The sequence below is a fragment of the Lysobacter sp. 2RAF19 genome (genome assembly GCF_052115395.1).
GTDB lineage: Bacteria > Pseudomonadota > Gammaproteobacteria > Xanthomonadales > Xanthomonadaceae > Noviluteimonas.
This window is the reverse complement of sequence record NZ_JBFRGO010000002.1, coordinates 281,792-302,721: the sequence shown is the minus strand read 5'-3', so window position 1 is coordinate 302,721 and position 20,930 is coordinate 281,792. Positions and strand designations below refer to the sequence as shown.

Here is a 20,930-nt window from a genome sequence, read left to right as displayed (position 1 = left end):
GTCGCATGAACTTGTTCCGCAACCTGTTGTTCTGGATCGCCCTGGCGCTGGTCGGCGCGCTCGTCGCGCAGGTGTTGGTGCAGGATCCGGGCGAAGTGCTGGTGCGCTTCCGCGGGCACGACTACCGCAGCACGGTGGTCGGCGCGTTCCTGCTGCTGTTGCTCGCCGTGTTCGCGCTGTGGCTGCTGTGGACGGTACTGGCCTTGCCGTTCCGCGGCTGGCGCGGTTTCCGCAATCGGCAGGCGCGCCTGCGTTTGACCGACGGCCTGGGCGCGCTGCAGTTGGGCCACTGGGCGCGCGCGGAAAAACAACTCGAACTCGCGGCCGATCGCGACGAAGCCGCGGCCGTGGCGCGCGTCGGTGCGGCGCAGGCGGCCGAAGCGCGCGGTGATTCGGCCGCGGTGCAACGCCATCTGGATGCACTCGCAGAGCGCGCACCGCTCGCGAGCGCCATCGCACGCGCCGAACGCGCGCTCGCCGGTGGCGATCCCACCGCCGCGCTCACGATCCTCGATGCGCCCACCGCGCAACCGCTGCCGCCGCGCGGGCTGATCCTGCGCGCGCAAGCGTTGGCCGATGTCGGCCGCGCGCACGAGGCCTACGGCATGCTCGGCGCCATGCGCCAGCAGCAGGCGCTGCCCTCCGATCGCCTCGATGCCTTGCAGGCGCGCTGGGCCGCCGCCTCGCTCGCGCAGGCTCCCGATGCGAACGCGTTGGCTGATCGGTGGGACGCGCTGCCGAAGGCGCTGCAATCCGACGCGGCCGTCGTCGGCGCCTACGCCGCGCGCGCCTCGGACATGCGCTGGGACGTGGCCGCCGCGCGCAACATCGAGCAGGCGCTGGCCACGCAGTGGGACGAAGCGCTGGTCGACCGCTACGGCGCACTGCCGATCGCTTCGCCCGAAGCACGCCGCACGCAACTGGAAAGCTGGCTCGCCGCGCACCCCGAAAGCCCGGCGACGCTGCGCGCACTCGCACGCCTGCAACCCTGGCCGATCGCCGAGGGCTCGCTGCACCGCGCGGTCGCGCAAGGCGGCGGGGCATCGGCGTGGGAAGCGCTGGCTGAAGGCTATACGGCCGCGGGCGACGCCGAAGCCGCGCGCCTGTCCTACGCCAACGCCCTTCGCGCGATGCGCGGCGAGACGACCCTCGCCCTGCCCAACCGCGGCCTGCGCGATCGCATCGCCGACGAGGCCGCGATCGAAGTCCGCGACGCGCACGGCGTTCCCCGCCTGCGCGAATGAGACCCGGCCGGCGGCGTCGCCTAGAATGCCGCGCATGTCCACGCCCGCCGAACAGGAAGACGACGCCGGTTTCGCCCGCGTCCGCAGCTATCTGACCGATCTGCAGGACCGCATCTGCGCGGCCATCGAAGGCGTGGACGGTGTCGCGCGCTTCCGCGAGGACACCTGGACGCGCAGCGAAGGCGGCGGCGGACGCACGCGCATCCTGCGCGACGGCGCGGTGTTCGAGCAGGCGGGCATCGGCTTCTCGGACGTCTCGGGTTCGAAGCTCCCGCCCTCGGCGACCGCCGCGCGGCCGGAGCTCGCCGGCGCCACGTGGCGCGCGGTCGGCGTCTCGCTCGTGTTCCACCCGCGCAACCCGTACATCCCCACCACCCACGCCAACGTGCGCCACTTCCGCGCGATGCGCGATGGCCAGACGGTCGCGTGGTGGTTCGGCGGCGGCTTCGACCTCACGCCGTACTACCCCTTCGACGAAGACGTCCTGCATTGGCATCGCACGGCGCGTGCGCTGTGCGAGCCCTTCGGCGGCAATGAGCGCTACCAGGCACACAAGCGCTGGTGCGACGAGTACTTCTTCCTCAAGCATCGCGATGAGACGCGCGGCGTCGGCGGCTTGTTCTTCGACGACCTGCACGCCGATTTCGAACGCGACTTCGCCTACCAGCGCGCGGTCGGCGACGGTTTCCTCGACGCCTACCTGCCGATCGTCGAACGCCGCCGCGCGATGCCCTTCGGCGAGGGCGAGCGCGACTTCCAGCTCTATCGGCGCGGGCGCTACGTGGAATTCAACCTGGTGTACGACCGCGGCACGCTGTTCGGGCTGCAGAGCGGCGGCCGCACCGAGTCGATCCTGATGAGCCTGCCGCCGTTGGTGCGGTGGGAGTACGGCTTCCAACCCGAAGCCGGCAGCGACGAAGCCCGGCTGGCCGACTACCTGCGCCCGCGCGATTGGCTATCGGAGTTGCGTGCCGGCTAGTCGTCGTCGGACTTGCGCTTCGGCACGACGCTGATCTGCCCGTCGGTTTCCAGGATCGCGAAACGCACGTCCTCCAGCGACAGCTCGCCTGCCTGGCGCAGCGCTTCTTCGAAGTCGTTCTCGCTCACCAGTTCGCGGCGCAGCACCTTCTTGAACAACAGGCCGTCCTTGGCGAGCACGATGGGCTCGCCTTCGATCACCTTTTCGGCGATGCGGCTGCGCGAGGCGATGAAGCCGGTCGTCCAGTTCAGCGTGATCAGCACCGCCGCGAGCAGCAGTCCGCCGATCAGCGAGGTGTCCTTGCCGAGCAGCGCGTTCTGCACCGCATTGCCGAGCAGGACGATCAGCAACATGTCGAAGGGCGTGAACTGGCCCATCGTGCGTTTGCCGGAGATCCGGATCATGCCGAGCAGTACGACGTAGACGATGACCGCCCGCAGCAGGTACTCCCACACGGGCATGGACAGCTCGAACATGCATTTCCCCTTGGCGGCTCCGGCCTGCACTGTATCGCAGGCCCACTTTTCGACAGGCAATAAAAAGCCCCGCTGGCCAGGGGGAGACCGGCGGGGCTGGGGAACGGGACTTGGGGAGGAGTCACCGCTCCGGGGATCACTCCAGGGGAGGGAGAGATCTGCGTCAGACCTTGCATCTGACGCGAGCTATATGACCACCCCGTACATGGATGGTTCGTGAAGATTCAGGTTAAGGAACCGTTGGATTCAGTTTTAATTCATTGCTTCCGGAGAGGCCTCACAAACCTAATCCCTGAGACGCGCTCGTCAGTGCGCTTCGTCCCAGTTGGCGCCGGTGCCCGCATCCACCAACAGGGGGACACGCAGCTGTGCAGCAGCGGCCATTCGCGCCCTCGCGCCAACGATGAGTTCGTCGACGAAACCGGCGTCGGCTTCGAAGACGAGCTCATCGTGGACCTGCAACAGCATCAGCGCACGTGCGTCGCCGGCGAGCCAGGCATCGATCTCGATCATCGCGCGTTTGACGATATCCGCGGCCGTGCCCTGCATCGGCGCATTGATCGCCGCGCGCTCGGCGCCCGCGCGCAGGCCCTGGTTGCGGGCATGGATGTTCTCCAGGTGCAGCCGGCGGCCGAAGACCGTCTCGACATACCCCTTCTCGCGCGCGTCCTGCCGCGTGCGCTCCATGTAATCCCGCACGCCCGGGTAACGCGAGAAGTAGAGCGCGATGTAGTCCTGCGCCTCACCACGGCCGATGCCGAGCTGCCGCGCCAGTCCGAAGGCGCTCATGCCGTACATCAGGCCGAAGTTGATCGCCTTCGCCGCGCGGCGCTCGTTGTTGGACACATCGTCCATCGCCTTGCCGAAGACTTCCGCCGCGGTCGCGCGATGGATGTCCGCGCCGCTGCCGAAGGCCTTCAGCAGGTTCGGGTCTTCCGACAGGTGCGCCATGATCCGCAGCTCGATCTGCGAATAGTCGAGCGCGACGATGCGGCGGCCTTCCGGGGCGATGAACGCCTTGCGGATGCGGCGCCCGTCGTCGGTGCGGATCGGGATGTTCTGAAGGTTCGGGTCCGACGAGGCCAGGCGCCCCGTCGCCGCACCGGCCTGGTGGTAGCTGGTGTGCACGCGGCCGGTGTTGGGATTCACCATGTCCGGCAGTTTGTCGGTGTAGGTGCTGCGCAACTTCGCCAGGCCGCGGTATTCCAGGATGATCTTCGGCAGTTCGTGCAGATCGGCGATGGCTTCGAGCGCTTCTTCGTTCACGCTGGGCTGGCCGGTGGAGGTTTTCACCTGCACGGGGAGCTTGAGTTCGTCGAACAGCAACTGGCCCACCTGCTTGGGCGAGTCCAGGCTGAAGGTGCGGCCGGCGAGCGCGGTCGCCTGCTGCTGCGCTTCGAGCATGCGCTTGCCCAGGTCGGCGGACTGGCGGCGCAACTCGGCGACATCGACCAGGATGCCGTTGGCTTCCACGCGCTCCAGGACCTGCACCAACGGAATTTCGATCGTGCGGTAGACGCTTTCCAGCGAAGGCTCGGCGGCCAGCTTCGGGCCCAGCACCGAATGCAGGCGCAGCACGATGTCGGCGTCTTCGGCCGCGTAGCGCGTCGCATCCTCGAGCGAGACATGCGAGAACGGGATCTGCTTGGCGCCCTTGCCCGCGACATCCTCGTAGCGGACGGTGTCGTAACCCAGATACCGCTTGGCGAGCGAATCCATGTCGTGCCGGCTCGCACCGGCGTTGAAGACGAAGCTTTCGAGCATCGTGTCGTCGTCGTAGCCGTGCACGGTCACGCCGTGGCAGCGCAGGACGTGGAGGTCGTACTTGCCGTGCTGGCCGACCTTCTTCTTCGACGCATCGGCGAACAGCGGGCGTAGCGCGGCGAGCACGTCCTCGCGCGGCAATTGCGCCGGTGCGCCCGGGTAATCGTGGCCGAACGGGATGTAAGCGCCGGCGTAAGGCTCGGTCGCGATGCTCAGGCCGACCAGGTTGGCGCAGAGCGCGTCCAGCGAATCGGTTTCGGTGTCGAAGGCGAAGGCATCGGCCGCCTGCAGCTTCGCCAGCCACGCATCGAACTGTTCGCGCGTGAGGATCGTTTCGTAGCCGACCTTTTCGCCGAGCTTCGCATCCGGCGCTTCGGCCGGCGCCGCACCCGTGCGGGCCCAGCCCGCTTCGGTGCCGCGCATCGACACCTTGCGCTCGGTCGGTGCAGGCGGCGTACCGCCGAGTTCCTTCAGCGCGGCGTTGAAGCCGTAGCGCGCGTAGAGGATCTTCAGCGTGTCGACGTCGCGCGGGCGCAGGCCCAGCTGGTGCGCCGCCGAATCCAGGGCGACGTCGGTCTTGATCGTCACCAGTTCGCGATTCAACGGCAGGCGCGGCAACGCGGCGCGCAGGTTTTCGCCGATCTTGCCGCCGATCTTCTCGGCATTGGTGATCACGCCGTCGAGCGAACCATATTCGGCGAGCCATTTGGCCGCGGTCTTCGGGCCGCACTTGTCCACGCCCTTCACGTTGTCCACCGCATCGCCCATCAGCGCGAGCATGTCGACGATCTGGTGCGGGAGGACGCCGAACTTCGCCATCACGCTTTCGTCGGAGTCCAGCACGCTGCCGCTCATCGTGTTGACCAGGCGGATGCTGCCGCCGTTGTCGAAGGGCCCGAGCAATTGCGCGAAGTCCTTGTCGCCGGTGGAGATCGTGACCTCGCTGCCGGCGCGCGCGGCTTCCAGCGCGAGCGTGCCGATGACATCGTCGGCCTCCACGCCATCCACGCGCAGGAGCGGGAACCCCAGCGCCTGCACGATTTCGCACATCGGCTGCACCTGCGCGCGCAGGTCGTCGGGCATGGCCGACCGGTTGGCCTTGTACTCGGGATACAGATCGTCGCGGAAGGTCTTGCCCGGTGCGTCGACGACGAAGGCCGCGCAGTCGGGCTGCTCGGCGAGCGTGGCCCGGAGCATGTTCACGACGCCGAACAGGGCGCCCGTGGGCTCGCCGGCGCTGTTGGTGAGGGGCGGAAGCGCGTGGAACGCGCGGTACAGGTACGAGGACCCGTCGATCAGGACCAGTCTTGGCATCCGCGGATTCTACGCGCCCGGGTCGAACACTCGGGCTTTACGGCGGCCGGACCTATGCTTGGCTTCCGTAACCCGCAGGGAGGAGGGCTCACATGACCCGTCATCGCTCAGCGCACCGGTTCGCCGCCCTCGCCCTGTTCGCGCTCGCGGCAGGCTGCGCCACCGCCCCGCAGGATCCCAACGCGGTGCCGCCGGTGCCCGAAGGCGCGCAGCAAGCCACGCGCACCGAGTCCAACGGCGATGTGGTCACCGAGTACCGCGTCGGCGGCTCGCTGGCGATGGTGCGCGTGGTGCCGAAGAACGGCCCGACCTATTACGTGACCGATTCCGACGGCGACGGCCGCCTGGACCGCAACAGCGACGGCACGCGCAACGTGCCGGTCTATTTCAAGCTTTATGGCTGGTGATTCTCTTCCGGGGAGCACGCGATGACCAAGCTCGACAAGCCCATGCGCCGCGAAGTGCAGATCGGCGACCAGGTGTACACGCTGACGATCGGCCCCGATGGCCTGAAGCTCGTCGAGAAAGGCCGTCGCAAGGGGCTGGAGCTCGCGTGGACTGCGCTGGTCAGCGGCGATGCCGCGTTGGCCAGTGCGTTGCAGGCGTCGGTGGCTGACGCGCGTTGATCAGGCAGGCGTCAAGTTCGCGTACGCCAGCACCAGCCATTTCGAACCGACATCGTCGAAGTTCACCTGCACGCGGGCGTGCGGGCCGCTGCCTTCGTAATCGGTGACCACGCCGGTGCCGAAGGTGGGATGCCGGACGTTGGCGCCGAGCTTCACCGGCGGAACCTCCACGGCAGCCATCGCATGTTCGCGACGCCCCGAATGCGGTGTGTACGAACGCGAGACCTGCACGCGCGGCCGCACTTCGTTGATCAGCGGCGCCGGGATTTCGCGCAGGAACCGCGACGGAATGCCGTACATGTCCGAGCCGTGGATGCGACGCGCTTCGGCGTAGGTGAGCACCAGCTTCTGCCGCGCCCGCGTGATGCCGACGTAGGCCAGGCGGCGCTCTTCTTCGAGGCGGCCGGGTTCTTCCTGCGACTTGGTGTTCGGGAACAGGCCTTCTTCCAGGCCCGCGAGGAACACCAGCGGAAACTCCAGGCCCTTCGCGCTGTGCAGGGTCATCAGCTGCACGCCGTCCTCGCCCGACTGCGCCTGGCCCTCGCCCGCTTCGAGCGCGGCATAACTGAGGAAGGCGACCAGTTCGCTGAGCGCGGCCGACTCCTCGTCGTCGCCGTGCACGAAGCGCGAGGCGACCGACACCAGTTCGTCGAGGTTGTCGGTGCGCGAATCCAGTTGGCCCTTCGACTCGTTCGCAAAGTGCTCGCGCAGGCCGCTGCGCATCAGCACGTGGTCGATCTTCTCCTGCAGCGGCAGCGCGGCGGTTTCCAGCTGCAGGCCTTCGATCAGCAGGAGGAAGCCGGCCAGCGCATTGCGGGCGCGTGCAGCCAGCACGTTGCCTTCGCTCGTCGCGCGCGCGGCATCCCAGAGCGACAGGCTGTTCTCGCGCGCGGTGCGGCGCACTTCGTCGAGCGTGCGTTCGCCGATCCCGCGCGTGGGCGTGTTGACGGCGCGTTCGAACGCGGCATCGTCGGCGCGGTTGGCCACCAGGCGCAGGTAGGCGAGCGTGTCCTTGATTTCCGCGCGCTCGAAGAAGCGTTGGCCTCCATAGACGCGGTAGGGGATCTGCTCGCCGAGCAGCGCTTCTTCGAAGGCCCGCGATTGTGCGTTGCTGCGGTAGAGGATCGCGCAATCACGGTGGCTGCCGCCGTCGCGCACCCATTGGCGGATGCGTTCGATCACGTATCGCGATTCGTCGATTTCGTTGTACGCGGCGTACAGGTCGATCGGATCGCCGGCGCCCGCGTCGGTCCACAGTTGTTTGCCGAGGCGATCGGGGTTGTGCGCGATGACGGCGTTCGCGGCGTTGAGGATGTTCGACGTCGATCGGTAGTTCTGTTCCAGGCGAAGCGTGCTCGCGCCCGGGTAGTCGCGCAGGAAGCGCTGCACGTTCTCCACTTTCGCGCCGCGCCAGCCGTAGATCGCCTGGTCGTCGTCGCCGACCACGAACACGCGGCCGGTATCGCCCGCCAGCAGGCGCACGAAACCGTACTGGATCGCGTTGGTGTCCTGGAATTCATCGATCAGCAGTTCGCCGAAGCGATGGCGGTAATGCGCGAGCAGGCCGGCGTTGTCGCGCAGCAGTTCGTGCGCGCGCAGCAGCAGTTCGGCGAAGTCGACCAGGCCCGCGCGATCGCAGCGTTCCTGGTAGGCCGCGTACGCCTTGCGCATGGTGTCCATGAACCAGTCGCTGCCCGGTTGGATGTGCTGCGGGCGGCGGCCTTCGTCTTTCTGCGCGTTGATCCACCAGGCGATCTGGCGCGGCGGGAAGCGCGTGTCGTCGAGTTCGAGTTGTTGCACGACGCGCTTGACCAGGCGCAACTGGTCGTCGGAGTCGAGGACCTGGAAGCCTTCGGGCAATCCCGCATCGGCCCAGTGCAGGCGCAGCAGGCGGTGGGCGAGGCCGTGGAAGGTGCCGATCCACATGCCGCGCGACCCATTGCGCAGCAGGTGTTCGGCGCGGTGGCGGAGTTCGCCGGCGGCCTTGTTGGTGAAAGTGACCGCGAGGATGCCGTGCGGCGGCACGCCCATCACTTCGTTGAGCCACGCGATGCGGTGCATCAGCACGCGGGTCTTGCCGCTGCCGGCGCCGGCGAGGACGAGGTAGTGACCGGAAGGCGCAGTAACGGCTTCGCGCTGGGCCGGGTTCAGCGCGTCTAGCAGGTGGGAGACATCCATGGGGGCATTTTACGGTGCATCGCACCGCGTGCCCGCTTGAAAGCGGGGAATGGGGAATGGGGAATGGTTGGTACGTGGCGACTTGGAACGATGGCGACCTACGGCGAATCAACTATTCCCTATTCCCTATTCCCCATTCCCTCAATGCGCGTGAACGTGCTCGCGCTTGCTCGCCGCCCCGGTCATCAACTTGTCGGTCCATGCGATGCCGAGGGCCGAAATGATGAAAACGCTATGGATGATCGTCTGCCACAACACGCCGTCCTTCGTGATGGTCGTGCAGGCCTTCATGTTCAGCCCCGCCTCGCCCATGGCGCGGACCGCGGCGATCCCGTCGGCCGTGCTGCACAGCGGCAGCCCGCCGACCATGCCGACCTCGATGAAACTCTTGAGCAAGTGGATCGACGAAATGCCGATGATCGCCATCGCCAGCTTGACCTTGAGCACGCTCGCGTTGACGTGGCTCAACCACTCCGGCTGGTCCGGATGATCTTCCAGTCGCAACCGCGAAACGAAGGTTTCGTAACCGCCGACGATCACCATGACGAGCAGATTGCTGATCATCACCACGTCGATCAGGCCCAGCACGATCAACATGATCTCCTGCTCGCCCAGGTGCGGCGTCGCGGCGATCAGATGCAGCAGCTCCTTCACGAACAGGTAGACGTACACGCCCTGCGCGACGATCAACCCCAGATAGAGCGGCAACTGCAGCCAGCGCGAAGAGAAGATCAGCGAAGGCAGCGGATTGAGCGCGCGCGTGCGCGGGGCGACATCGGACATGGGGAATTCGCGGGGGAGTTGCCCCGAGGTTACCGGCCGCTGCGCGCGTTTGCCAAGCCGCGCACCGTCATTCGATCGGCGCGCGATGCATCAGTTGGCGCAATTCTGCTTCCAGCTCGGCGATGCGTGCGCCGATGCGCGCAGTCTCCGCATCTTCCAGATACCCCAGGCCATCGAGCAATCCGCCGAGTTGATCCAGCCGCGATTTCTGTTCGGCGATCACGTGGCGGCGGCGGAACAGGCGCATGTCGCGGACGTTGGCTGCCTCGCTTTCGCTGGGCAGCGGTTGCCACGGGCGTTCCTGCAACAACCAGCGCAGGCGTTCGGCGGCGGCGCGCTCGGCGTCGGTCCACGGCGAGGCATGGCCGCGCACGGTTTCGCGCCAACTGGCGAAGCTCTTGCGCGGCGCGATGCGCACGCCATCGTCGGTCGGCACCATCGGCTTGTGCGGATCGCCGGCCCACACCACGTCTTCGATCTGTTCGCAGCGGAAGAAGAACAACCAGTCGTCGCGTCGGCCGAAGGGCACGGCGAGCACGCCGGCGAGGCCGTCGTTCGCGTCGGGCGATGCCCACGGCGTGGCGTGGTCGATCGCCGGCAGGCGATCCGCGCCCTGCGTGCGCGCCCATTCCAGCGCGCGCGACAAACCTTCGAGCGAGGGCACGCGGCCGTGCGTCGACCATTGCCCATCGCTGCGCAGCGCGATGCCATCGGCGGGCACCATTTCGGCGAGGACCGGCATGGCTTCGGCCAGCGCGGTCGACAACCCTTCCTGGCCCGTGAGGCGCAGCGCGAGCTGTTCGCGCGCCTCGCGCGCGCGGTCGTCCTGCCTGGATGCGATTTCCTGGTCGGCGGCGCTCACGCGCATCGACACGAACAGGCTGAACATGTCGGCAGCCGCGCGGATCGACGGCGGCACCAGCCGCGGTTGACGATGGTGGCAGGCGATCAGGCCCCACAGGCGCCCGCCGCTGACGATCGAAATCGACATCGACGCGGCCAGCCCCATGTTCTTCAGGTATTCGATGTGCACCGGCGAAACGCTGCGCAGGATGTGCTGGCTCAGGTCCAGCGGGGCGCCGTTCGCATCGTGGTCGGGCAGGATCGGCACCGGCACGTAGGCGACATCGGGAATCACGCGGATGCGGTTGCGCACGTACAGCGCACGCGCCTGCGCGGGAATGTCGGCGGCCGGGAAGCGCAGCCCCAGGAAGGGTTCCATGTCCTGCGCGCGCGATTCGGCGATGACTTCGCCGGCATCGTCGTGGCGGAAGCGATAGATCATCACGCGGTCGTAGCCGGTGAGTTCGCGGATTTCGTCCGCGGTGTGCTGGTGGAAGCCGCGCATGTCCGCGCTGCCGCTGGCGCGCGCGATCATGCGCTGCGCGACCACGGTCGGTGCCTGGCGCAGCGGGATGCTCGAGCGGGGCTCGAGTTCGACGTGCACCAGGTCGCCGGCCACGTGCACGACGAAATCGCACAGGTGCGCCATCGCGCCGATGTTGCCGATCGCCGCGCGCTGCGGCGGCGCGCCCGATTCCATCATGTCGAGCACTTCGAGCAGGGGTTGCAGGACTTCGTCGGCGACGTGTTCGCGCAGGCTGCGGCCGATGACTTCGTCGGGCGGCGTGTCGAGCAGTTCGGCGACGTTCGCCGAGGCGTGGCGGACCGTCCAGTCCGGCAGGGAGCAGCTGATCAGGTAGCCGTGCGGCTGGATCGCACCACTGAGGTGGATCGCCTCGCGCGCGCAGTCGGCCTCGGCGCCCGGGGCGCTCGGCGTTGCGTGGTCCATCGAATCAAGTTCCGTCGGTAAAGGTGGTCTGCGCGTGTTCGGCGCGATGGAATTCGTGTTCGGCGCAGGCGAAGGCGCGTGCGGCCGATTCGAGCATCGCGCGTTCGCTGCCGGGGTCGAAGTCGGCGCGCTCGAGTTCCTGGACGAAAGCGCGCCAACGCTTGCCTGCGCCGAAACCGCCGTGGCGCGATAGGAAGGTGGCACCCGTGCCCGGGCCGTGGCCCAACGCCTGCGCATCGCCGAGCAATTGGGTGGCGCCCAGTGCGGAGCCTTCGATCACGTACATCAGGCCGGCGGCGCCGGCATCGTCGACGACCGACATCGGCGGCCCGTCGGCAAGCGCGGCCAGGCCGATCGCGGACAAATCTTCGTCGAGCCAGCCCGTGCGCGCGGGATCGCGCCACGCACGCCAGGTGGGGCGCAACTGCGCCCGCGCCAGCGCACGCTCGGCGTTGGCGACGAAGGCGTGCATGCCCAGCACGTAGGTGCGGTACTGCGCGGGCGTGCGGATGCCTTGCGCGAAGCGCGTGTCCAGGCGCACGTGCGCCGTGTTGGTGGCGCCACGCAGGCGGTCACGATATCCGTTGTCGGCGGCTGCTGTCATCGTGAAGACGATACAACATCACCTGCACGCCGATTTCACCAATGAAGACGGGGCCTGAAGGCCCCGTCTTCACGCGCCGCAAAGGCGCATGGTTGCCGCGTTTGCTGCGGTGCGTTACTTCGGCAGCTTCACTTCGTAGGCGTCGGGATGTTCGGCGCCCAGCAGGTTCTGCACGAAGTAGTCCCAGCGCTTGCGCATCACGTACGGCGAGTACTCGCCGTAGCCGTGGCGCGCGTTCGGCAGGAGCAACAGGTCGAAGTCCTTGTTGGCCTTGATCAGCGCGTCGACGACGAGCAGCGTGCTCTGCGGCGGCACGTTGTCGTCCATCAGGCCGTGCATGAGCAGCAGCTTGCCCTTGAACTTGGCGGCGTGGTTCTGGTTGGCCTGGTCGTCGTAGTTCGACTTGCCGTCCTTGCCCGTGACCAACAGGCCCTGCCACTTCTCCGCCCAGTCGTCTTCGTAGCTGCGGTTGTCGTGGTTGCCGCTTTCGGCGATGCCGACCTTGAAGAACTCGGGGTAACGGAACATCGCCGTGCCCGTGGCGTTGCCGCCGCCCGAATGGCCCCAGATGCCCACGCGCGTCAGGTCGATCCAGGGGAAGCGCTCGCCGAGCTGCTTCATGCCGGTGATCTGGTCGGGCAGCGTGTTGTCGCCGACGTTCTTGGCGTAGGCGTCATGGAAGGCCTTGGAACGATACGGCGTGCCCATGCCGTCGATGGCCACGACCACGAACCCGAGTTCCGCCAGCGCCTGGTTGTCGCCGTGCGAGGGGGCGAAAGCGTAGGTGCGCACCGAGCCGACCTGCGGACCCGGATAGATGTAGTTGATGATCGGGTACTTCTTGTTCGGATCGAAGTTGGACGGCTTGAACAGCATGCCGTACAGGTCGGTCTTGCCGTCGCGCGCCTTCACGACGATCGGCTCGGGCGCCACCCAGCCGGCGGCCTTCAGGCGGGTGATGTCGGCCTTGGCGACTTCGGCGAGCACCTTGCCGTCGTTCGCGTCGCGCAGCACGGTGACCGGCGGCACGGCGGTGGTCGAATACGAATCGACGACGTACTTGCCGTCCTTCGACAGCGTGAAGCTGTGCTGCGCGTCTTCCGGCGAGAGCAGCACCGGCGCGCCGGCATCCAGGTTCACCTTGTAAAGGTGCTGGTGATACGGGTGGTGGCCTTCCTCGCGGTTCACGCCGGTGAACCACACCGTGCGCGAAGCCGGATCCAGACGCAGCACTTCGGCGACGTTCCAATCGCCTTCGGTCACCTGGCGCTTGAGCTTGCCGGTGCCCAGGTCGTACAGATACAGGTGGCCCCAGTTGCTGCGCTGGCTCCACCACAGGATCTCGTTGCTCTCCGGCAGGTAGCGCCAGTTGATGGCGTTGATGCCCGATTCGAACCAGTTCTTCGCGCTTTCGTCGAAGACTTCATGCACGGCGCCCGTGGCGACGTCGGCCGTGCGCACCCAGCTCTTGGTGTGGTCGCGCGCGGTGGAGACGAAGGCGATGGACTTGCCGTCCTTCGCCCACTGCACGTCTTCCCAGCCGCCGAAGCAGCTGACGTCGTCGCACTGCGTCGAACGGTGCTGGTCGGCCGGCATCTTCAGGCGCACCAGCTTCTGCGTCGGCACGTCGATGACGACGCGCTCGATCATGGTCACGTCCTTGTCGCCGACGAACGGGTACTTCCACGTTTCGATCTTCGGCGCGCCGATGTTGGTGCCGACCACCGCCATCGTGCTGGTCTTGCGCTGGTCCTGCTGGAAGGTGGCGATCTTCGACGAATCCGGCGACCACACCAGGATCGCGCTGTCGTCGTGCACCCAGCCGGCGTTGTTGGTGGCGTAGCCGAAGTTCTCGACGCCGTCCTTGGTCAGCTGCGTTTCCTTGCCCGTGGCGATGTCGCGCACCCACAGGTTCCAGTTGCGGATGAAGGCTTCGCGCTTGCCGTCGGGCGAGAGGTTGCCCGGGCCGTCGCCGTCCTTGCCCTTGGCGACCGGCTTGGCGACGCAGCGCGGCTTGGCGACCTCGCACAGGTAATGCGTGCCCTTCACCGAGAAGTCGTAGCGGCCGTCGGCGTTGAGCCCGACGCCGTAGATCGACTTGTCGATGCGCTTGGCGTCGACCGGCTTGCCCGTCGCCGCCGACAGGCCCTTGGCCATGCGCGCGACGTCGAAGGCGGCGACCGACTTGCCGGTCGTCGCATCGGTGCGCACCACGCGCACGCCGTTGGCGTCGTTGTCGAACCAGACGAAAGACTTGTCGTCGAGCCAGGTCACGCCCTTGGCGTCATGGTCGACCAGCGGATTGGTGTTCGGCGAAAGCATCTTCACCGCGCGGTCGTAATCGGCGGTGGTGACCTTCGCAGGCGATTGGGCGAAGGCGCCCGACGAGAGCGCGAGACCCGCGCCAATAGCCAGCGCGCAAGCGCTGCGATCCAACTTCACACCCATGCCCCTGCTCCGATACGGATACGTAAGCGCCCGATCCTAGCGCAACCACCCCCGTCGCCGGCCCATGCCGGTGGTCCTGTTCGAGGGACGGGCGTCTCGATTCGGCGGACCCTTCCGAGACCTCAGGTCACGCGCGCGAGCATCCGGTCCGAGCCGATCAGGCGCGCCCAGCGGGTGCCCAGGTCGGTCCAGCAGACGAAATACGCTTCGGCCGCGATGTGCAGCAGGGTCGTGGGCTTCAGGCGCAAACGCGGTTCGGCGGCGCACAGCTCCCAGTCGTAACCGAGCTGGCGGGCGAACAGGGCGCAGCGCGCGAGGTGGTAGCGGCTGCTGAGCAGGGTCACGCGGCGCGTGTTTTCGCCGACCATCAATGCGCGCGCGTTGCGCAGGTTCTGCAGGGTGTCGCGCGATTGCGCTTCCAGGCGCAACGCCGGGCCGGCGTCGAGGTTGCGCGCGAGCAGTGCGGCCTGCGCGACTTCCGCCTCGGTGGGTTCGTCGGGCGCGCCGCCGCCGAGGAGGATCACTTCACGCGGCGGGCGTTCGCGCCACAGCACCGCGGTGCGCTCCAGGCGCGCGGCGAAATCCGCGTCGATGCGCCCATGCGGTGCGTGTTTGCCGAACACCAGGACCGTGTCGCCGTGCTCGGGCGTGGTCGGCGCGCGACGCGCCACGCGCAGGACGTGCCAGAAGTAGCCCAGGTAGACCACGCCGGCGCTCAACATGCAGGCAAGCAGCGTCACGACGCCCGTGTGAAGGACATCGCGGTCGACGGCAAGGCGCAAACGATGGGAGACGTGGGACGGCATGGCCGCTTGATGGGGGCGTGGGGTCGAAAACAAAGCGTGCCCGAAGGCCGACATCATCCGACTTCCGCGGCGGATGCGCCACGCTGGCCGGCGACGGGGCGATGGCTATACTCGGCCCGTCTTTCGCTGAACCCGCATTCCGGAGCCTTGTTTGCATTTGTCTTCCCTGCCGCCAGGCTCGCCCAACACGCCCGTTCCGCCCTTGGCGATCCGTCGCTACACCGCGACCACCGCGTTGGGCCGCGGGCGCGATGCACAACTGAATGCGCTCAGGGACCGGCGCGGCGGCTTGCGTCCCAATGATTTCGGCGGCGAAGACCGCCTGGACTGCTGGATCGGCCGCGTCGACGGGCTCGAGACCGAAGCGCTGCCCGAGTCGCTCGCGCATTGGGAATGCCGCAACAACCGGCTGGCCTGGCTGTCGCTGCAACAGGACGGGATGCTCGAAGCGGTCCGCGAAGCGCGCGATCGCTTCGGCGCCGACCGCGTCGCCATCGTCGTCGGCACCTCCACCTCCAGCATCGGCGCCAGCGAGGAAGCCTACGCGCGCCTGGATACGACGGATGCCGGCCCCGCGTTCCCAAGCGACATGCAACGCCCGATCGTGCACACGCCGCATTCGCTCGGCGATTTCATCGCGCATGCGACCGGGCTCGAAGGGCCCTGCGTCACGGTCGCGACCGCTTGTTCTTCCAGCGCGAAAGTCTTCGCGCAGGCCGCGCGCCTGATCCAGGCGGGGCTTGCCGATGCCGCGCTGGTCGGCGGCGTCGACACCCTGTGCGGCAGTGTGCTGTACGGCTTCAACGCGCTGGGCCTGGTCTCGCAGGCCAAGTGCAAACCCTTCGATGCCACGCGCGACGGGCTGTCGCTCGGCGAAGCCGGCGGCTTTGCGCTGCTCGAACGCGTCGAAGACGGCGCGGCGCCCGGTTTGTCCTTGCGCGGCTACGGCGAATCGAGCGATGCGCACCACATGTCCGCGCCGCATCCCGAAGGCCTGGGTGCGCGCCTGGCGATGGGCGATGCACTCGCGCGTGCGGGCGTGCAGGCCGCCGACATCGGCTACCTCAACCTGCACGGCACCGCGACGCCCGCCAACGACACGATCGAAGCGCAGGCCATCGCCGCACTGTTTCCCGACACCTTGCACGCCAGTTCGACCAAGGGCTGGACCGGGCACACGCTCGGCGCGGCCGGCATCGTCGAATCGGTCTGCGCATTGCTGGCGCTGGAACACGGCGTGCTGCCCGGCATCCTCAACAGCGAACAGCGCGATGCGGCCTGCGGCGCGCAGATCCGCTTCGACAACGCACAACGCACGATCCGATATGCGATGAACAACTCCTTCGGCTTCGGCGGCAACAATTGTTCGCTGGTGTTCGCGGCATGACGCCCTTGTCCGCCACCATCGAAGGCATCGGCTTCTGGAGCAACGGACTGCCGGACTGGAGCGCCGCACGCGCCTACGTGCGCGATGGCGCGCTGCCCGAGGGCGCGCCCGCGCGTCCGTCGCCGCAATTGCTCGCGCCCAACGAACGCCGTCGCGCGCCCGACACCGTCGCGGTCGCGCTCGAGGTCGCACTGGCCGCATGCACCGCCGCCGGACGCGACCCGCGCGATTTGCCGTCGGTCTTCGCCTCCACGCACGGCGACCTGGGCATCACCGATTACATGTGCGCGACGCTCGCCGCCGATCCGCGTGCGATCTCGCCGACGCGCTTCCACAACTCGGTCCACAACGCCGCGGCCGGCTACTGGACCATCGGCGCGGGCTGCACGGAAGCCACCACGGCGATCAGCGCCTACGACGCGACCTTCGCCGAAGGCCTGATCGAAGCGCTCGTGCAATTGGCGGCGGGTGAGGACGCGGTCCTGCTGGTCGGTTACGACGGCAGCGCCACCGGTCCGTTGACGTCGATTGCCAGGAGCGCGGGGTTGCTGGGCGGCGCGCTGGTGTTGTCGCGCACGCCGAAGGCCGATGCGCCGCGGATCGAAGTCACGTTGCAACAAGGGCAACGGCCCGCCGAGGCGGCGCGTCTTTCCGATGTCGCAGGCGGCAACGCGATGGCGCAGATGCTGCCTTTGTTCGAGGCGCTCGCCGGTGCGCGGGGTGAAGCGCAGCTGTTCGCCGGACGCGGGCGCACCCTGCAGGTGGCGATCGCATGAGCGGCATGACGGATCTCGCGCGTCGCACCTGCATCGTCATCCCGGCGCTCAACGAGTCGCTGCGGATCCGCGAAGTCGTCGAAGGCGCGCTCGCGCATTGCCCGAACGTGCTCGTCATCGACGATGGGTCCGACGACGGCACCTCCGACTGCGTGCGCGACCTGCCGATCACCTTGATTCGCCACGAACAACGCCGAGGCAAGGGCGCATCCTTGCGCGAAGGCTTCGCCGACGCCCTGCGGCGCGGGTTCGACGGCGTGTTGACGATGGATGGCGATGGCCAGCACCACGCCGACGATATTCCGCGCCTGCTCGAGGCCGCGCAGTTGTATCCGGGCGCGCTGATCATCGGTTCGCGCGTGCGCAAGCGCGTGCAGCAGCCCAAGCATCGCCGCCTGGCCAACGAATTCGGCGACTGGGGCATCGCGTGGGGATGCGGCTACCGCATCTGCGACACGCAAAGCGGCCAGCGCTTTTATCCGGCGAACGTGTGCGCGCTCGACGACGTGCCCGGCGAAGACTTCGTCTTCGAAGCGCAGATCCTGATTTCCGCGGCACGCGAACTCGGCGTGCGCGTGGTGTCGGTCCCCATCGAATCGCGGTACCAGGGCCCCGGCGCCGCCGCGCAGTTCCGCAAGAGCCACTTCCGCCCCTTGCGCGATCTGTGGCGCATCACCTCGCACGTCACGCGGCAGATCCTGCGCTACGGCAACGCGTTTGAAGAATATCGCCGCACGCGCGCGCACCCGCCGGTCATCCATGATCCGACGGGCGAGTTCGGCACCGTGGGCGCCTCCCTGCAACCGATACACGAACACTCCCTCCAGGATCGCCCATGAGCGCGCAGGCCGACGTCGTCATCCTCGGGGGTGGCCTCGCCGGCCTGACTCTCGCGATCCAGTTGCGGCAGCGCGACCCGTCGCTGGCGGTCACGGTGCTCGAGCGGCGCACGCATCCGGTGCGCGAGGCGGCGTTCAAGGTCGGCGAATCGACGGTCGAGATCGGCGCGCACTACTTCGCCGACGTCCTGGGGTTCCGCGAACACCTCGAAACGCAACAACTGCGCAAGTTCGGCTTCCGCTTCTTCTTCAGCGAAGGACGCGAGGATCTCGACCAGTGCACGGAGCTGGGCGTGAGCGAATTGCTGCCCACGCATTCGTGGCAGCTCGACCGCGGCCGCTTCGAGAACTTCCTCGGTGAGCAGGCGCGCGCGCTCGGCGCGAAGTTCCTCGACGACACGACGGTGCGCACCATCGATCTGTCGAAGGACGACGCGCCGCATGTCGTCGGTTTCGACCGCGGCGGCGCGGCGCACACGATTTCGGCGCGTTGGGTGGTCGACGCCGCGGGGCGTGCCGGCCTGATCAAGCGCAAGCTCGATCTGGCGCAGCCCAACGACCACGACGCGAACGCGGTGTGGTGGCGCGTGGATGGCTACATCGAACCGCAGCAGTGGTCCGACGATCCGGACTGGCTCGCCCGCTGCAATCCGCCGGCGCGCTGGCGTTCGACCAACCACATGTGCGGCCCGGGCTACTGGTTCTGGCTGATCCCGCTGGCGTCGAACGCGCATTCGCTGGGCATCGTGTGCGACGCGAAGATGCATCCGCTCGACACGATGAACACGCACGCCAAGGCGATGGACTGGCTGCGCGAGCACCAGCCCGGCGTCGCGCGCGCCGTCGACAAACCCGAACACGCGCTGCAGGACTTCCTGTTCTTCCGCCACTTCTCCTACGGCTGCAAGCAGGTCTTCTCCGGCGACCGCTGGGCGCTCACGGGCGAGGCGGGCCTGTTCCTGGATCCGTTCTATTCGCCGGGCAGCGACTTCATCGCGATGAGCAACACCTTCATCGTCGACCTGATCGAGAAGGACCGCGCGGGCCAACCGGTGGCGCCCTACGCTTCGATCTACGAACAGTTGTACGTGTCTTTCTACGAAAACACGCTGACGCTCTACCAGGATCAATATCCCCTGTTCGGCGATGCGCAGGTCATGCCGCTCAAGGTGATCTGGGACTACACCTATTACTGGGCGCTGCTGGCGCCGGTGTTCTTCGCGGGCCGGCTCACGGCGATCTCGCTGCTCGGGCGCCTGCGCGATGCCTTCATGCAGGGCCGGGACCTCAACTTGTCGATGCAGGCGCTGCTGCGCGAATGGGGCGAGCGCAACACCGGGCCGCTGGTGCCCGATCGCCGCTTCCTCAACCAGTGGGGCATCGACTGGTTCCATGAGATGAATCGCGCGCTCAACGACACGCTCGACGACACGCAGTTCGAAGCACGCCTGCGCGCGAACGTCGTGCGCATGCGTTGGTTGGCGGCGGAGATGCTCGACGAGGCACGGCGCACGCACCCCGACATCGACGATCACGGACTGGATGCGCAGCTGGCGGCCTTCCGCGACGATGGCCCGCCTTCGCCGTGCCTGGCCGACGCGTGGTATGCGCGCATGCCCACGGCGCCGATCCACGCGCCCGCGCCTGCGCCGGCGCTCGCGCCGTGACGCATTCGATGCTGCTGTTGCAGCTGGTGGTCATCCTGGCTGCGGCCCGGGGGTGCGGCCTGGTGCTGAAATATTTCGGCCAGCCCGCGGTGATCGGCGAAATGGCGGCGGGCCTGTTGCTCGGGCCCATCGTGTTCGGGGCCCTGGCGCCGGAGATCCACGCGCAGTTGTTCGCGAAGGAATCGCTCGGCGCCTTGTCGGCCTTGTCGACCGTCGGCCTGGTGCTCTTCATGTTCATCGTCGGCGTCGAGTTGCGCGCGCCAGAAGGCGTGCGCGCGCAGGTGAAGGCAGCCGGATGGGTCGGCGTCCTGGGCGTGTTGTTGCCGATGTGCGCGGGCTTTGCGATCTCGCCGGTGTTGCATCGCCTCGCGCCGGCCGGCGTGGGGTTCTGGCCCTTCGCGCTGTTCATGGCGGCCGCGCTGTCGATCACCGCATTTCCGGTGATGGCGCGCATCCTCAAGGATCGCGGGTTGACGCAAACACGCATCGGGCGCTTGGCGCTGAGCTCGGCGGCGATCGCGGACGTCTTCGCGTGGGTGATGCTGGCGGTGGTCGTCGCGCTGGCCGGGCTCGGTGGCGGCACGTCGGGGTTATTGCGCACGACGGGCGGGATGCTCGCCTTGCTGGCGCTCGTGTTCGGCGGGTTGCGCCCGTTCTATGCGTGGTTGCTGCGTCGCTATGCGCCCTCGGGCGAGCCCTCGCAGATGCTGCTCGCGGCGCTGCTGCTCGGCGCGCTCGGTTGTGCCGGACTCACCGAATGGCTGGGCTTGCACGCGGTGTTCGGTGCGTTCCTGTTCGGCGCCTGTTTGCCGCGCGACGATCGCCTGCTGCGCTGCCTCGTCGAGCGCCTGGAATACATCGCCATCGTGTTGTTGATGCCGATCTTCTTCGCGCTGGCGGGTTTGAACACGACGTCCGATGCCTTCGTCGGCACGGGCCTGGGCGCGTTGTTGCTGGTCTTGCTCGCCGCGGTCGTCGGCAAGATGGCGGGCGGTGCGCTCGGTGCGCGCGTGGCGGGTTACGGCTGGCGCGAGAGTTTCGCGACGGGTGCGCTGATGAACGCGCGCGGCCTGATGGAACTGATCGTGCTGAAGGTCGGCCTGGATGCGGGCCTGATCGGGCCGTCGCTGTTCACCATGCTGCTGGTGATGGCGCTGGTGACCACGGTGATGACGAGCCCGCTGCTGACGTGGTTCGCGGGACGATCGCCGGGTCTGGTCGACCCGGCGTCGTCGCGTGCATGAAAA

At 67.7% G+C, this 20,930-nt stretch carries 17 protein-coding genes; 9 read left to right on the top strand and 8 right to left on the bottom strand.

Annotation, left to right across the window (positions count from 1 at the left end; all coding sequences use genetic code 11):
• The first annotated feature begins 5 nt into the window (after positions 1–5).
• Positions 6–1,244, top strand: coding sequence for a heme biosynthesis protein HemY (locus tag AB4059_RS08220; RefSeq protein WP_498978379.1), 1,239 nt, complete (start codon positions 6–8; stop codon positions 1,242–1,244).
• Between the two features lie 34 nt (positions 1,245–1,278).
• Positions 1,279–2,223 (top strand): oxygen-dependent coproporphyrinogen oxidase, encoded by a 945-nt coding sequence (gene hemF / locus AB4059_RS08215; protein ID WP_498978376.1) that lies wholly within the window; start codon positions 1,279–1,281, stop codon positions 2,221–2,223.
• Here the strand turns inward: hemF and AB4059_RS08210 are convergent.
• Positions 2,220–2,699 carry a DUF421 domain-containing protein gene (locus AB4059_RS08210; RefSeq protein ID WP_498978374.1) on the bottom strand — a complete coding sequence of 160 codons (480 nt, stop codon included), beginning with the start codon at positions 2,697–2,699 and terminating at the stop codon, positions 2,220–2,222. The two genes, hemF and AB4059_RS08210, sit on opposite strands and share 4 nt — an antisense overlap.
• Before the next feature lie 306 nt (positions 2,700–3,005).
• Positions 3,006–5,777, bottom strand: a complete 2,772-nt coding sequence (gene polA / locus AB4059_RS08205; protein ID WP_498978372.1) for a DNA polymerase I — start codon at positions 5,775–5,777, stop codon at positions 3,006–3,008.
• A 92-nt stretch (positions 5,778–5,869) separates the two neighbouring features.
• Between polA and AB4059_RS08200 the strand changes: the two genes are divergently transcribed.
• Positions 5,870–6,184: a DUF2782 domain-containing protein gene (locus AB4059_RS08200; protein WP_498978370.1), complete on the top strand. Its 315-nt coding sequence runs from the start codon at positions 5,870–5,872 to the stop codon at positions 6,182–6,184.
• Positions 6,185–6,205: 21 nt separating this feature from the next.
• Positions 6,206–6,403 (top strand): hypothetical protein, encoded by a 198-nt coding sequence (locus AB4059_RS08195; protein ID WP_498978368.1) that lies wholly within the window; start codon positions 6,206–6,208, stop codon positions 6,401–6,403.
• Here the strand turns inward: AB4059_RS08195 and uvrD are convergent, their stop codons facing one another.
• From uvrD to AB4059_RS08165, 6 genes are all read right to left on the bottom strand, one after another.
• Entirely contained in the window at positions 6,404–8,581 is a 2,178-nt protein-coding gene (gene uvrD / locus AB4059_RS08190; RefSeq protein WP_498978366.1) for a DNA helicase II, read from the bottom strand. It lies immediately after the preceding gene.
• 141 nt (positions 8,582–8,722) lie between these two features.
• Positions 8,723–9,364, bottom strand: coding sequence for a TIGR00645 family protein (locus AB4059_RS08185; protein ID WP_498959477.1), 642 nt, complete (start codon positions 9,362–9,364; stop codon positions 8,723–8,725).
• Positions 9,365–9,431: 67 nt separating this feature from the next.
• The gene (locus AB4059_RS08180) at positions 9,432–11,156 is read right to left on the bottom strand and encodes a GAF domain-containing protein (protein ID WP_498978363.1); all 1,725 of its coding nucleotides are present in this window, start codon (positions 11,154–11,156) and stop codon (positions 9,432–9,434) included.
• 4 nt (positions 11,157–11,160) lie between these two features.
• On the bottom strand, positions 11,161–11,760 hold the full coding sequence (locus AB4059_RS08175; protein ID WP_498978361.1) for a biliverdin-producing heme oxygenase: 600 nt from the start codon (positions 11,758–11,760) through the stop codon (positions 11,161–11,163).
• A 114-nt stretch (positions 11,761–11,874) separates the two neighbouring features.
• Positions 11,875–14,208 (bottom strand): S9 family peptidase, encoded by a 2,334-nt coding sequence (locus AB4059_RS08170; protein WP_498978359.1) that lies wholly within the window; start codon positions 14,206–14,208, stop codon positions 11,875–11,877.
• 122 nt (positions 14,209–14,330) lie between these two features.
• Positions 14,331–15,014, bottom strand: coding sequence for a YdcF family protein (locus AB4059_RS08165; protein ID WP_498978357.1), 684 nt, complete (start codon positions 15,012–15,014; stop codon positions 14,331–14,333).
• Positions 15,015–15,180: 166 nt separating this feature from the next.
• On the opposite strand from AB4059_RS08165, the gene AB4059_RS08160 reads away from it, so the two are divergent.
• The 5 genes from AB4059_RS08160 to AB4059_RS08140 are packed head-to-tail and all read left to right on the top strand — an operon-like array spanning position 15,181 to position 20,927.
• Entirely contained in the window at positions 15,181–16,401 is a 1,221-nt protein-coding gene (locus AB4059_RS08160) for a beta-ketoacyl-[acyl-carrier-protein] synthase family protein (RefSeq protein ID WP_498979043.1), read from the top strand.
• Positions 16,398–17,177, top strand: coding sequence for a beta-ketoacyl synthase chain length factor (locus AB4059_RS08155; protein WP_498978355.1), 780 nt, complete (start codon positions 16,398–16,400; stop codon positions 17,175–17,177). The genes AB4059_RS08160 and AB4059_RS08155 overlap by 4 nt, the downstream gene beginning before the upstream one ends.
• On the top strand, positions 17,174–18,016 hold the full coding sequence (locus tag AB4059_RS08150; protein WP_498978353.1) for a glycosyltransferase family 2 protein: 843 nt from the start codon (positions 17,174–17,176) through the stop codon (positions 18,014–18,016). Before AB4059_RS08155 ends, AB4059_RS08150 begins: the two co-directional genes overlap by 4 nt.
• On the top strand, positions 18,013–19,683 hold the full coding sequence (locus AB4059_RS08145; protein ID WP_498978351.1) for an NAD(P)/FAD-dependent oxidoreductase: 1,671 nt from the start codon (positions 18,013–18,015) through the stop codon (positions 19,681–19,683). Before AB4059_RS08150 ends, AB4059_RS08145 begins: the two co-directional genes overlap by 4 nt.
• A gap of 8 nt (positions 19,684–19,691) precedes the next feature.
• Complete coding sequence (locus AB4059_RS08140; protein WP_498979041.1) at positions 19,692–20,927, top strand: cation:proton antiporter; 1,236 nt, start codon at positions 19,692–19,694, stop codon at positions 20,925–20,927.
• Positions 20,928–20,930 lie beyond the last annotated feature (3 nt).